This window comes from Arthrobacter sp. SD1074B, from assembly GCF_056780195.1.
In genome coordinates this window covers 1,943,790-1,957,213 of the sequence record NZ_JBRAZT010000001.1, presented here as the reverse complement: position 1 = coordinate 1,957,213, position 13,424 = coordinate 1,943,790, and the positions used below count along the sequence as shown (strand labels likewise).

Sequence of the window (13,424 nt, the reverse complement as noted above, 5' to 3'; positions counted from 1 at the left end):
GATGTCCCGCCGCGCCCCGGCCGGGCTGTAAAATTAGGCCAATGAGCTCCTCCGATCTGCCCCCCGTACCGGCTGGTGATGAGTCGGCGGCAGCTGCGCCGACGGCGGCTGGCCCCGCCCCGGCCCAGCTAACGCCGGCTGAACTGACCCCAGCTGACATCGCAGCCTGCCTCAAGGTGCTCAACAACATCCACGCCTATGACGAGGAGCACCCGGACTACGTTTCGATCCGCCGCGCGACCGGGAAGATGTTCAAGGCGGTCAAGCGCCACCGCCGGGTCACCAAGCGGGACCTCATCGCCGAGGCCGACCGCGCAGTGATTGCCCAGACCGCGACCGCGGCTCCGGACCGGATCGACGACGAGACCCGCGGGAACAAGCTGGCGCCCTCGGCTACCGGCGAGGTCGCCGGGCACCTGATCCGGTCGCGGCCCTGCTACATCTGCAAGCGGCACTACACGCAGGTGGACGCCTTCTACCACCAGCTCTGCCCCGAGTGCGCCCTCTTCAGCCACAGCAAGCGCGATGCCCGGACCGACCTGACCGGCCGCCGCGCGCTGCTGACCGGCGGCCGGGCCAAGATCGGCATGTACATCGCCCTGCGGCTGCTCCGCGACGGTGCCCACACCACCATCACCACCCGCTTCCCGAAGGACGCCGCCCGGCGCTTCGCCGCGATGGAGGACAGTGCGGACTGGCTGCACCGTCTGCGGATCGTGGGCATCGACCTGCGCGATCCCTCGCAGGTGATGGCCCTGACGGACTCCCTCGACGCCGCCGGTCCGCTGGACATCATCATCAACAACGCAGCCCAGACGGTCCGGCGCTCGGGCACCGCCTACAAGCCGCTCGTCGACGCCGAGGACGAGCCGCTGCCGGCGGAGCTGCAGGTGGCCAATGGCGGTCCTGAACTGGTCACCTTCGGCCACGCCCACGACAAGCACCCGCTGGCCCTGGCCAGTTCGGTCCTTGAGCACCCCGTGCTGGCCGGCGACGCCATCACCTCGCTGGCGCTCTCGACCGGCTCCGCCTCACTGGAGCGGATTGCCTCCGGCACCGCGATCGACGCCGGCGGCTTGGTCCCGGACCTCGCCAGTATCAACAGCTGGACCCAGGTGGTGGATGAAGTGGATCCGCTGGAGATGCTCGAAGTGCAACTCTGCAACGTCACCGCGCCGTTCCTGCTGGTGAGCCGGCTGCGCGGAGCGATGAAGCGCTCTACGGCGCGGCGGAAGTACATCGTGAACGTGAGCGCCATGGAGGGCCAGTTCTCCCGCGCCTACAAAGGCCCCGGGCACCCGCACACCAACATGGCCAAAGCCGCGCTGAATATGATGACGCGCACCAGCGCCAAGGAGATGCTGGACTCCGACGGCATCTTGATGACCGCCGTCGACACCGGCTGGATCACCGACGAGCGTCCGCACTACACGAAGGTGCGGCTGATGGAGGAAGGCTTCCACGCCCCGCTGGACCTTGTCGACGGCGCGGCGCGGGTCTACGACCCCATCGTTATGGGCGAGTCGGGTGAGGACCAGTACGGCGTATTCCTCAAGGACTACAAGCCCAGCCCCTGGTGAGCCAGTGCCGCCGGGCCGTGCTGTGACCGTGGCCTGGCAACGCGTCCGCGGCGGCGCCACGGGCCTTATGGCCCTAATCGGCCGCGAGGTCCGTCCGTAACGTGGAGCTGTGAATACGACGACGCCAGAGCCAAATTTCCAGCTGTCCATCGACCAGTGCTGGGTGTTGCTCGACAGCGAAGTGGTCGGGCGGATTGCCCTGATCGTGGACGGGCATCCGGAAGTTTTCCCGGTGAACTTTGTCCTGCAGCGCCGCTCGATCGTGTTCCGAACCGCGGGCGGGACAAAGCTCTGGGGCGCCATCACAGCCAAGCCGGTGGCGTTTGAAATCGACGGGTACGACGCCCACGAGCAAACCGCGTGGAGCGTCGTTGCCCGCGGCGAGGCTGAGCTGATCGAAGACCAGGCGGACAAGGACGCGGTGGATGAGCTGCTCCTGGAGCCCTGGCAGCCGGGTGAAAAGAACTACTACGTCCGGCTGGCACCGAAGGCCCTCACCGGACGCCGCTTTAAGGTAAACAACCCGGATGTGTGGCGCACGCGGCTCGCAGACCCGCGCCGGGCCTCTTTTGAGTAGTCCCGTTTTGAGTAGTCCCGAATTTTGAGCGGTGGCCGGGGTCAGTAGTCCCCCGCAGGCCCGGTCAGCGCTTATCCGGCGCGTGCACCACCAGCACGGGGCAGTGCGCGTGCGCCACGAGGGCGGAGCTTACCGAGCCCAGCAGCAGGCCGCCGAAGCCGCCGTGCCCGCGCCGGCCGAGCACCAGCAGGTCCGCGTTGCGGCTCTCTTCAAGCAGCATCCGGCGCGGATGCCCCTGGACCAGCCGGGTTTCCACATTGGCGGGAATGGTCTCGCCGAAAGCCTTCACCACGGCTTCCTGCAGGATCTCGCCCGCGCGGACGTCAAAGTCATTGATCCCCATGGCCACGTAGCCGTCATACACCGGAGGAACGTCCCAGCAGGCCAGCGCCACAATCTTGGCGGACAACGGAAGCGCCAGGCCCTGGGCCTGGCGCAGGGCCTCCACCGAGGCATCCGATCCGTCGACGCCGACCAGGATGGTCCGGATGCCCGTAGCCTCGCTCATGACTGGTCCCTTCGTCGTGCCCCCGCGGCGCGTAGCTCCAACGATTCCGCCGCCAGCCCGCGCGGGCTAGGGCCGAAAGTCACGGCCCCGAGCGTGAAGGCGGGGGCGGCTGGCAGCGGGCAAGGGGGTCGCTGTGGGCCGAACGGCCCTTGCCCGGGACCGGCGGCCGGCCGGAGACTTGCTGTGTGCGCGGCGAAGAAATATTCGGGTCCCGCAACCATTGAGGGCCCCTGGAGGCCACAATGGAAAGTACAACGCCACTACAATCCAGGAACCAGCGCTCAGGGTTCCGCACAAGATGGACGGACGAAGTCTGCTGCGCACCTTCGACGAGAGCTGGGGAACTCCGTGGGAAGCGTGGCAGCAACGGCGCCCTGACGGGAGAAACATGATTGCCTGGGCAGATGCCGGTCTCACTGCAGCCGAGGGCCACCCGGCTGTCATCCGTGTGTTCATCCTCGACGACCACGAACTGGTCCGCCGCGGCCTACAGGAGTTGCTGGAGGGCGAGGGGTTCCTCGTGGTGGGCAGCTCCGGATCAGCGGTGGAGGCGACCCGCCGGATCCCGGCGCTGCACCCCGACGTCTGCGTCCTGGATGCCCGGCTGCCCGACGGCACCGGAATCGAGGTCTGCCGTGACGTGCGCTCCATTGATCCCTCACTGAACTGCATCATCCTCACCAGTTTCGACGACGAACAGGCCCTCCGGGGGGCCGTCCTCGCCGGCGCCTCCGGCTACGTACTGAAGGAAATCTGCGGCACCGACCTGATCGGTGCGCTGCGCCGCGCCGCCGCCGGCGAATCCCTCTTTGAGGACGGCGTGGCCGCCGGAATCGTCGAAAGCCTGGTCGAAGCCGAAGAGGTCGATCCGCGCACTGCGGCCCTCACTCCGCAGGAACGCAGGGTGCTGGAACTGGTCGGCGGCGGGCTCACGAACCGCCAGATCGCGGCCGAGATGTTTCTGGCCGAAAAGACCGTCAAGAACTACGTTTCGTCCTTGCTGGCCAAACTCGGCTTCGAACGCCGGACCCAGGCTGCGGTCTTCATCGCCAGCCCGGCCGGCGCCGGCAGCCAGTCGGGTGGCCCTGCCGACACCGCCCGGCAGCACAGCGCGCGCTGACGGCCCCGGCGGACTGGCCCCCGCCAAGCGCGGGACAGGCCGCCCCGGCTAGAGCGGGACAGGCCGCCCCGGCTAGAGCGGGACGGACCATTCAACGCTCGTCCCGGCGTCCGGCGCCGTCGTGATAAGGCACTGGCCGTCCAGCATCCGCGCCCGGTCCTCCAGGTTGGCCAGGCCGTTGCGTTCCTGGCTGTCGTCAAACCCGGAACCGTTGTCCGTGATGACCACTGTGACCTGGCCCTTGATGACGGCGACGGAGACCGAAATGGCGTCCGCGCCGGAATGCCGGATGGCGTTGCTCAGTCCTTCCGAGACGACCGCCACCACATTGTCCGCCTTGTCCGGCGTGACCGCGTCCACCGGCCCGGTCAGCGTGAGCCGGGGCGTGAATGGCATGGACTTGGCCGAACTGCGGGTGACGCGCCGGATCCTGCCGCTGAGCAGTTCGGTCTCCCCGCTGCTGCTCTTGAGCGAGTAGATGGTGTCACGCAGGCTGCGGATCGCTTCGTCCAGTTCGCCGGTGATGTTGCGGATCCGTTCCGTTGCCAGTTCGTCCTTGGTGAACCGGGTCAGGCTTTGGACGCTCAGCCCGGCGGCGAACAAGCGCTGGATGACCAGGTCGTGCAGGTCCCGGGCGATCCGGTCCCGGTCCGTGAAGACGAGCAGTTCTTCGCGGAGCCGGTGCACACGGGCGAGTTCCAGGGCCAGTGCCACATGCGAGCCGAAGACGGCTCCCATTTCGATATCGGTGCGGGCGTAGCGCAGCGATTCCGGTTTGCGGGCCAGCAGCAGCAGCCCGTGGTGCGCGCCCTGGGTGCTGAGGGCGACCGCGAGCAGCGGGCCCAGGCGGCCGCCGTCGGCGCCCTCCAGTATCCCGTCGGTGTGCTCGAACATCACCGGTTCGCCGCCGTTGAGCACGTCCTGCAACTCGGGTGCGTCAAGGGCCAGGGATTTGCCGGTGAAGTTCTTCGCCCGCTCCCCCGCGGCACCCGCCACGACATAGCCGGGACCGGACACGGCCGGGGCCACGATCAGGGCCAGCTGGGAGTCGGACTCCTGCAGCGCCCGGGCCGCGATCGGGTCGAGGCCGCCCGAGGTGTAGTCCCGGTCGCTGCCGAGCATCAGGCCGGAGACGTCCATGCAGGCTTCCAGCCAGCGGGCGCGGCGCCGGGAGTCGTCATAGAGTTTCGCATTCTCGATCGCGACGCCGGCGGCCGCGCCCAGCGCGACCGCAAGCGCCTCGTCTTCCGCGGTGAAGTCGCCGCCCCCTTCCTTCTCGGTCAGGTAGAGGTTGCCGAAGACGGTGTCCCGGACCCGGATCGGGACACCGAGGAAGGCCTGCATGGGCGGGTGATGCTCCGGGAAACCGTAGGCCTCCGGGTGTTTGCGCAGGTCATGGAGGCGCAGCGGCCGGGGATCCCGGATCAGCAGGCCCAGCACCCCGTGCCCGGTGGGCAGCGGGCCGATCTGCCGGGCGAGTTCGCCGTCGATTCCAACGGTGATGAAGTGGCTGAGAGCCTGGTCATCGCCGATCACGCCCAGGGCGCCGTAGCGGGCATGCAAAAGGCCGCAGGCGGACTGCACCACACGTTCCAGCACCGCGTCCAGGCTGAGGTCCTCGGCCACGGCGACGACGGCTTCGAGCAGGCCCGCCATACGCTCCTGGGACTGGAGCAGCTCGCCGGCGCGGGAGACAAAATCCTTGAGCAGGTCCTCGATCCGGGGGTTGCCGGAGCTGACAATGTCCGGGCTGTTACCGGGTGAATGCATCTTCATTGGCCCCAATTCTCACCATCCACATCCGCGCCGATGCCGTGTTGCCAGAATACCCCCATCCGCAGCACCGGGACCCAAAAGTGGGTGAGCTTTATTACGCCGCCGGGCCGTTATGCCCTAGCCCGACCGCCGCGGGCTGACGTAGGCTCGCCGCCATGAGCACTGATCCGAAAGCTGCCGCCGGCCAGCCCCACGAAGTGGAAAACCTGGAAAACCACGAGTGCTGGAGGCTGTTGCGGAGCGTCACTGTGGGCCGGATGGCCGTCTGGGTGGATGACCACCCGGACATCTTCCCGATCAACTACAAGGTGGACCACGGAACCCTGGTGTTCCGCACCGCGGAGGGCACCAAGCTGCAGGCCGCCACCGGAGACACCCCGGTGGCTGTTGAGGCGGACGGCGTGGACGCGGACAGCGGCATTGCCTGGAGCGTCGTCGTCAAGGGCCAGGCCGCCGCGGTCAAGAACCAGGAAGAAGTCCTGGACACGGTGGGTCTGCTGCTGTTTCCCTGGCAGGCGGGCAAGAAGGAGCACTTCGTCCGGATCACGCCGGACTCCGTCACCGGGCGGCGCTTCAAGATTGTTCCGCCGCTGACCTGGTGGACGCCGCTGGATGACGCGACCCGCTCCGGCTTCGAATAGCACCGGGTCCGGATAGCGCCTCTGCGGGTTGGACGTGTTTTAGGCCAGCCGGGTGATTTCCACCGTCACGGACAGCGCGGAGCCCCCGCCGCCGGACAGGATGCCCTTCAACGGCGGCACATCGCGGTAGTCCCGGCCGCGTGCCACAGTCACGTGAAAGTCCCCGGCCGGCTTGTGGTTGGTCGGATCCCAGCTGCGCCACTCGCCGTCCCACCACTCCAGCCAGGCATGGGACTGCCCGGCGACCGGCTCGCCGAGATCCGCCGTCGAACGCGGGTGCAGGTAGCCGGAAACGTACCGGGCCGGGATCCCGCAGCTGCGCAGCGCCCCGATGGCGAGGTGTGCAAGGTCCTGGCAGACGCCCTGGCGCTGGTTCCAGGCCTCTTCGGCGTTCGTGGTGACGCCGGTGGAGCCCTTCATGTAGCTCATCTCGCCGCGCATCCATTCGAAGACGGCCATCGCCGCCTCGTGCGGGTTGCGTCCCTCGACGACGCCGGGGACGATCGCGAGCACCCCGGGGCCCGGTCCGGTCAGCTGCGACTGCGGGATCCAGTCGCTGAACTGGTTGAGCGTCTCCGGCGCGGCGAGCACGTCCCAGCCCACAATGTCCGCCTCGGCCGGGATCCGCTCCACGCGGTGGACCTCCACCGTGGTGGTGGAGAGGACCTCGAGGTGGTCGTGCGGCATCTGCATGTCGAACGCCGTCACGCGGGTGCCCCAATAGTCGCGGTAGCTGCTGAGCGCCGCCTGCGACGGCGAAACCTTCATCGAGGACTCCAGCACCACCTGCTGCGGGTCCGTCAGCGGCGTCATCCGTGCCTCGTTGTACGAGAGCGTGACCCGCTTGTTGTACGCGTACGCGGTCTTGTGGGTGATGCTGAGCCGGGTCATGAAACTTCTCCCACCCAGGCCAGTTCGTCTGCCTGATTGAAGTACTTACGGGAAATGGCGTCCGAGGCCTGCGACACGGCCTTCTGCACGCGCTCCATGTGTTCGGGCAGTTCGGACATCAGGTCGTCGGTGCGGTGGAACTCCAGGAACGTCCGGGCCTGGCCGACGATCCGGCGGGCGTCGTTGATGAAGCCCACGCGCTGGGCCGAAGGGTCCAGCTTGGCGAGGCAATCGTCGGCGTCACGCAGCGCGTAGACGATGGACCGCGGGAAGAGCCGGTCCAGCAGCAGGAATTCGGCCGCGTGCTGGTCTCCGAAGGCGGCGCGACGGGTGCGCAGGAACGACTCGTAGGCGCCGGCGCAGCGGAGCATGTTCACCCAGGACATGCCGGCAGAGAGCACGTCCCGGGTGGACAGCATCCGCGCGGTCATGTCGGCCCGCTCCAGCGAACGGCCCAGCACCAGGAACAGCCAGCTTTCGTCGTGGCTGACCGTGGTGTCCGCGAGGCCGCTGACCATCGCGGTGCGTTCCAGCACCCAGTTGCAGAAGCGGTACGTGCCCACCACGTCCTTGCGGTGCTGGTTCAGGCCGTAATAGGTGGTGTTCAGGCTTTCCCAAAGCCCGGAGGACACGGTCTCCCTGGCGCGCCGGGCGTTCTCACGCGCGGCGCCGAGGGAACCGGCGATCGAGGTGGCGCTGTGCTTGTCGTAGGCGAGCGCGTGCAGCAGCTCATCGAGGCCGAACTCCTCGGACTGCGGCCGGGCACCCATGACGGCGAGAAGTTCCTGCGCCACGCTGCGCTGTTCCTCCATTGGCAAATGGTTGAGCCGTTCCAGGTGGACGTCCAGGATCCGGGCGGTACCGTCGGCACGTTCGACATAGCGGCCGATCCAAAACAGCGACTCGGCGATTCGGCTAAGCATTCGCGGCTACCTCCTGCGCGTCGGACATCTGCTGCTGTTGCTGTTCTTTCTGGCTGTCGCGCCAGTTGCTCTCCACCGGCCAGACCGATACCCGCTCCCGGACGGCGATGGCGGGCCTCGGGATGACCTCGATCGGGACCTGCGGGGAATCCGCCAGTACCCAGGTGTCCTTGGAGCCGCCGCCCTGGCTGGAGTTCACGATCAGGGACCCCTCCTTGAGCGCCACCCGGGTGAGGCCGCCGGGCAGAACCCAGACGTCGTCGCCGTCGTTCACCGCGAAGGGCCGCAGGTCCACGTGCCGCGGGCCGAATTTGTCGCCGCTGAGGGTGGGGACGGTGGAGAGCTGCAGCACCGGCTGCGCAATCCAGCCGCGGGGGTCCGCGATGATCCGCTTGCGCAGGGCCTCGAGCTCGTCCTTGGACGCGTCCGGGCCGATCACCAGGCCCTTGCCGCCGGAACCGTCCACCGGCTTGACCACCAGCTCGTCGAGCCGGTCCAGCACGTGCTCGCGGGCCTCCTTCTCCTCGAGCCGGAAGGTGTCCACGTTGGCGATGACGGGCTCTTCGCTGAGGTAATACCGGATCAGCTCCGGCACGTAGCTGTAGACCAGCTTGTCGTCCGCGACGCCGTTGCCCACCGCGTTGGCGATCGTGACGCCGCCGGCTCGGGCGGCGTTGACCAGTCCCGGGCAGCCGAGCATGGAGTCGGAGCGGAACTGCAGCGGGTCGAGGAACTCGTCGTCAATCCGCTTGTAGATCACATCCACGCGCTGTTCACCGGCGGTGGTGCGCATGTAGACCCGGTTGCCGCGGCAGATTAGGTCGCGGCCCTCGACCAGTTCGACGCCCATCAGGCCGGCCAGCAGGGTGTGCTCGAAGTACGCGCTGTTGAACACCCCCGGGGTCAGGACCACCACGGTGGGATCGTCGACGCCGGACGGCGCCGTTTTGCGCAGCGCGGACAGGAGCCGGCGCGGGTATTCCTCCACCGGGCGGATCAGCTGCTGGCCGAACGCCTCCGGCAGGCCCTTGGCCATGGCGCGGCGGTTCTCCAGGACGTAGCTGACACCGGAGGGCACCCGCACGTTGTCTTCCAGCACCCGGAAGGTTCCCGCAGCGTCGCGGACGACGTCGATGCCGGAGATGTGGACGCGGACGCCGCCGGCCGGTTCGAAGCCGTGGACCTGGCGGTGGAAGTGCGCGCTGGTGGTCACCAGCTGCCGCGGAATGACGCCGTCGGAGACCACCGTCATCTTGTCGTACACGTCGTTGAGGAAGGCTTCGAGCGCCCGCACGCGCTGGGCCACGCCGCGTTCCAGGACCGTCCATTCGTCGGCCGGGATCACCCGGGGCACGATGTCCAGCGGGAACGGCCGCTCCTCCCCCGCGAAGTCGAAGGTCACGCCGCGGTCCAGGAAGGTCCGGGCCATGGAGTCGGCGCGGGCCGTGACGTCGGCCAGCGAGAGCTCCTGCAACGCCCCGGCCACCTGCCCGTAGGAGCGCCGGGCCTCCTGGTCCGGGGTAAACATCTCGTCGTAGGCGCCGCTGCGGCCGGCGGCCTCGGAGTAATCCTGGAAAAGGTCAGACATGCCCACTAGCCAACCACCTTTTCGTTACGAAATCATTTCGGCGCATCCCGCGGGGCGTGTTGCGGCCCACGCTGCAATATTTGCCGGGCGGTTGGGGCAAAGTTGGGTGCGTGCCTTTGATCCGTCCCTCTTTCCCGCACCCCCGCCCGGGCCGCGTGCAGCCGCTGGTGCCCGGCCTGCTCGCCTGCGCTGCCGCCGTCGCTGCCGCCCTCGCCGTCCACCTGCTGCTGCCCGCGCTGCCGGCCATGACCGTGGCCGTGGTGCTGGGGCTGCTGGCCGCGAACCTGCCCGGCGTGTCCGGCTGGAGCGCCGGGGCCGGCCGGCCAGGGCTGGACTTCGCCGGAAAGCACCTGATGCGCAGCGGCATCGTGGTGCTGGGACTCAAGGTGAGTGTGGTCGATGTGCTCGGCCTGGGCGTGCCCGCGCTGCTGGTCATCACCGGCGTGGTGCTGGCGGCGTTCGCCGGCACCTACGGCATCGGCCGGTTGTTCCGGTTACCGCCGCCCGTCTCCCTGCTGCTCGCGACCGGCTTCGCCATCTGCGGCGCCTCCGCCATCGGCGCGATGGCCGCGGTGCGGCGCATCCGGCAGCAGGACACCGTGCTGCCGATCGCCCTGGTCACGCTCTGCGGCACTCTCGCCATCGGCGTCCTGCCGCTGCTGATCGGGCCGCTCGGGCTGGGCCCGGAGGCTTTCGGAGCCTGGGCCGGCGCATCGGTGCACGACGTCGGTCAGGTGGTCGCCACCGCGCAGACCGCCGGCGCATCGGCGCTCGCCGTCGCCGTCATCGTCAAGCTCACCCGGGTGCTGCTGCTGGCACCCATGGTCGCCGCGGCCGGGATCCACCACCGGATCGGGTCCGACGCCGGCGGGAAGCTTCCCCCGATCGTGCCGCTGTTCGTGCTGGGGTTCATCGCCATGGCTGCCCTGCGGTCCGCCGGCTGGCTTTCCCCCGGGTTGCTCGGGGCCGCCGCGGTGCTGCAGGACGTGCTGCTGGGCATGGCGCTGTTCGGCCTGGGGTCGGCCGTCCGGGTCGGGCACCTGTTGCGGACCGGGACCCCCGCCCTGCTGGCCGCCCTGGCGTCGTGGCTGCTGATCGCCGCGCTGGGACTGGGCGCCGCCGTCGTCCTTATCCCCGGTCGCTGACCGCCCGCCGCTTTCCGGCCCTGGCGCGCCGCCCGTGATTAGATAGCGGAGTGTCGAACCAGAACCTGAGCCGTGACGAAGCGGCGACCCGCTCAGCCCTGATCACCACCCACAGCTACGACGTCTCCCTTGACGTCCGCCAGGCGGCGGATCCCGCGGTTGCGGGCTACACCAGCCGCAGCGTCATCACCTTCTCCGCCAGCGAGCCCGGTGCGTCCACCTTCCTGGACTTCATCAGCAGCTCGGTGCACAGCGTCTTCCTCAACGGCAAGGGCCTGCCCGTGACCGACGTCGTGGACGGCTCCCGGATCCGCCTGGACAACCTGCAGGCCGAGAACCAGGTCACGGTCACCGGCACCGCCCTGTTCAGCACCTCCGGCGAGGGCATGCACCGCTTCTTCGACCCCGCCGACGGCCAGTGCTACCTCTACACCCAGTACGAACCGGCCGACGCGCGGCGCGTGTTCGCGAACTTCGAACAACCCGACCTCAAGGCCGAGTTCACCTTCCACGTGATGGCCCCATCCGGGTGGCAGGTGTCCTCCAACGGCGCAGAAACGCTCCGCACCCAGCTGACCAGCGACCCGGCAACGAGCCGGTGGGACTTCGCCCCGACCAGGCCGATGTCCACCTACATCACCACAGTGCTCGCCGGCCCGTATTTCAAGGCCGAGGACACCTGGCACGGGACGCTCGCGGACGGGACGGCACTGGAGGTGCCGCTGGCGCTCTATTGCCGTGCCTCTATGGCGCCGTCCTTCGATGCGGCGGAACTGTTCCGGCTGACCCGGAACGGCCTGGCCTTCTTCAACGAACTCTTCGACTACCCGTACCCCTGGGGCAAGTACGAGCAGGCGTTCGTGCCCGAATACAACCTCGGCGCCATGGAGAACCCGGGCCTGGTCACGTTCACGGAAAGCTACGTCTTCACCTCCAGGGCCGCCGACTCGCAGTACCAGGCGCGGGCCAACACCTTGCTGCACGAGATGGCACACATGTGGTTCGGGGACCTCGTCACGATGCGGTGGTGGGACGATCTGTGGCTCAAGGAATCCTTCGCCGACTACATGGGGACCCTCGGGGTGGACCGGACCACGGACTGGGCGACCGCCTGGGTGAACTTCGCCAACAACCGCAAAGCCTGGGCCTACGTCCAGGACCAGCTGCCCACCACCCACCCGATCGTCGCGGACATCCCGGATCTCGAGGCCGCCAAGCAAAACTTCGACGGAATCACGTACGCCAAGGGCGCCTCGGTGCTCAAGCAGCTGGTGGCTTACGTGGGCTTCGAGGCTTTCATCGCCGGCTCGCGCCAGTACTTCCGCGACCACGCGTACGGCAACACCACCCTGGCGGACCTGCTGGCTGCGCTCAGCGCTGCCTCCGGCCGTGACCTCGCCACCTGGGCCCGGCAGTGGCTGCAGACCTCCGGAATTTCGACTCTGACCACCGAGATCGACGAGCACGACGGCGTACTGGGCGCGGTGTCCCTGCTCCAGCACGCCGAGGACCCGATCACCGGACGCCAGGAGCCGCGCCCGCACCGGCTGCGGATCGGCCTCTACAACCCCGACGACGCCGGCGTCCTGGTACGAACCGACAGTGTGGAGACCGACGTCGACGGTGAACGCACCCTGGTGGGCCAGCTCGCGGGCAAGACCCGCCCGGCGCTGCTGCTGGTCAACGACGAGGACCTCAGCTACGCCAAAGTCCGGCTGGATCCGCACTCGGAGGCCACCGTGCGTAGTTCGCTGGGCTCGATCGTGGATCCGATGGCACGGGCCCTGTGCTGGACCGCCCTGTGGGACTCCGCCCGGGACGCCGTCACGCCCGCGGCCCGCTACGTCGAGGCCGTTCAGCGTTTCGGCCCCGCCGAGACCGGAATCGGAGTTTTGCTTAATGTCCTGGCCAACGCGGGGACGGCGATCGAGCGCTACGTTCCCGCGGCCGCGCGGGGCGAGGTCCGCAGCGGCTTCCTCCGCACAGCCGTAGCGGAACTCGAGTACGCGGCGCCCGGCTCCGACCAGCAGCTGGCCTGGGCCCGCACCGTGGCCGCCACGAGCCGTTACGACGCCGGCCGGCTGGACCTGGTCAGGGGTCTGCTGGACGGCAGCACCGTCCTCGAGGGTCTCTCCGTCGACGCGGAGCTCCGCTGGAGCCTCTGGCACGCCCTCGCGGCCAACGGGCAGGCGGACCCTGCGCAGTTGGACGCCGAGCTGGCCCGGGACAACACGGCCTCCGGTAAGTCCGGCCACGCCACGGCCCTCGCGGCCCGTCCCGACCCGGCGGTCAAGGATGCCGCCTGGGACGCCGCAGTCCACGGCACTGCACTGTCCAACCAGTTGCTCAGCGCCACCATTGCGGGCTTCAACACCGCGCCGGCGGCCCTGCTGGACGGCTATGTGGAGCCCTACTTCGAGTGCCTCGAACGGGTCTGGGCGACCCGCAGCATCGAGATCGCCAGCCGGATCGTCCGCAGCCTCTACCCGGCCGGCCAGGATCTCGGCCGGAGCGGCGGCACCCCCGGAGAGCACCCGGTGATCGCCCGGACGGACGAGTGGCTGGCCGGACATGCGGACGCACCGCGGGCTCTGCGCCGGATCATCATCGAACAGCGCGCCCAGTTACTGCGGGCACTCGCGGCGCAGGCCGCAGGCTAGGCGCCACCCGGGGCC

Annotated in this window: 11 protein-coding genes; 6 read left to right on the top strand and 5 right to left on the bottom strand. The window is 68.7% G+C overall.

Annotated features, from left to right (window positions below):
- Positions 1 to 41 precede the first annotated feature (41 nt).
- Positions 42 to 1,580, top strand: a complete 1,539-nt coding sequence (locus tag ACUYM2_RS09065; protein WP_481599770.1) for an SDR family NAD(P)-dependent oxidoreductase — start codon at positions 42 to 44, stop codon at positions 1,578 to 1,580.
- A gap of 109 nt (positions 1,581 to 1,689) precedes the next feature.
- Entirely contained in the window at positions 1,690 to 2,157 is a 468-nt protein-coding gene (locus ACUYM2_RS09060) for a pyridoxamine 5'-phosphate oxidase family protein (RefSeq protein WP_481599769.1), read from the top strand.
- A gap of 64 nt (positions 2,158 to 2,221) precedes the next feature.
- Here the strand turns inward: ACUYM2_RS09060 and ACUYM2_RS09055 are convergent, their stop codons facing one another.
- Positions 2,222 to 2,665 carry a universal stress protein gene (locus ACUYM2_RS09055; protein WP_481599768.1) on the bottom strand — a complete coding sequence of 148 codons (444 nt, stop codon included), beginning with the start codon at positions 2,663 to 2,665 and terminating at the stop codon, positions 2,222 to 2,224.
- Between the two features lie 388 nt (positions 2,666 to 3,053).
- Between ACUYM2_RS09055 and ACUYM2_RS09050 the strand changes: the two genes are divergently transcribed.
- A complete protein-coding gene (locus ACUYM2_RS09050) occupies positions 3,054 to 3,785 on the top strand; it encodes a response regulator (protein WP_481601451.1) in 732 nt (243 codons plus the stop codon).
- Between the two features lie 72 nt (positions 3,786 to 3,857).
- Here ACUYM2_RS09050 and ACUYM2_RS09045 read toward each other — a convergent pair whose 3' ends face one another.
- Positions 3,858 to 5,555, bottom strand: a complete 1,698-nt coding sequence (locus ACUYM2_RS09045) for a GAF domain-containing sensor histidine kinase (RefSeq protein WP_481601450.1) — start codon at positions 5,553 to 5,555, stop codon at positions 3,858 to 3,860.
- A 161-nt stretch (positions 5,556 to 5,716) separates the two neighbouring features.
- On the opposite strand from ACUYM2_RS09045, the gene ACUYM2_RS09040 reads away from it, so the two are divergent.
- The gene (locus tag ACUYM2_RS09040) at positions 5,717 to 6,202 is read left to right on the top strand and encodes a pyridoxamine 5'-phosphate oxidase family protein (protein ID WP_481599767.1); all 486 of its coding nucleotides are present in this window, start codon (positions 5,717 to 5,719) and stop codon (positions 6,200 to 6,202) included.
- A gap of 39 nt (positions 6,203 to 6,241) precedes the next feature.
- On the opposite strand, the gene ACUYM2_RS09035 is transcribed toward ACUYM2_RS09040, so the two are convergent.
- The 3 genes from ACUYM2_RS09035 to ACUYM2_RS09025 are packed head-to-tail and all read right to left on the bottom strand — an operon-like array spanning position 6,242 to position 9,604.
- Positions 6,242 to 7,093: a transglutaminase family protein gene (locus ACUYM2_RS09035; protein WP_481599766.1), complete on the bottom strand. Its 852-nt coding sequence runs from the start codon at positions 7,091 to 7,093 to the stop codon at positions 6,242 to 6,244.
- Complete coding sequence (locus ACUYM2_RS09030) at positions 7,090 to 8,016, bottom strand: alpha-E domain-containing protein (protein ID WP_056739454.1); 927 nt, start codon at positions 8,014 to 8,016, stop codon at positions 7,090 to 7,092. Before ACUYM2_RS09030 ends, ACUYM2_RS09035 begins: the two co-directional genes overlap by 4 nt.
- A complete protein-coding gene (locus tag ACUYM2_RS09025; protein WP_481599765.1) occupies positions 8,009 to 9,604 on the bottom strand; it encodes a circularly permuted type 2 ATP-grasp protein in 1,596 nt (531 codons plus the stop codon). Before ACUYM2_RS09025 ends, ACUYM2_RS09030 begins: the two co-directional genes overlap by 8 nt.
- A gap of 110 nt (positions 9,605 to 9,714) precedes the next feature.
- Between ACUYM2_RS09025 and ACUYM2_RS09020 the strand changes: the two genes are divergently transcribed.
- Positions 9,715 to 10,749 (top strand): YeiH family protein, encoded by a 1,035-nt coding sequence (locus tag ACUYM2_RS09020; RefSeq protein ID WP_481599764.1) that lies wholly within the window; start codon positions 9,715 to 9,717, stop codon positions 10,747 to 10,749.
- 50 nt (positions 10,750 to 10,799) lie between these two features.
- Positions 10,800 to 13,409, top strand: a complete 2,610-nt coding sequence (gene pepN / locus ACUYM2_RS09015; RefSeq protein ID WP_481599763.1) for an aminopeptidase N — start codon at positions 10,800 to 10,802, stop codon at positions 13,407 to 13,409.
- The last annotated feature ends 15 nt before the right edge of the window (positions 13,410 to 13,424 follow it).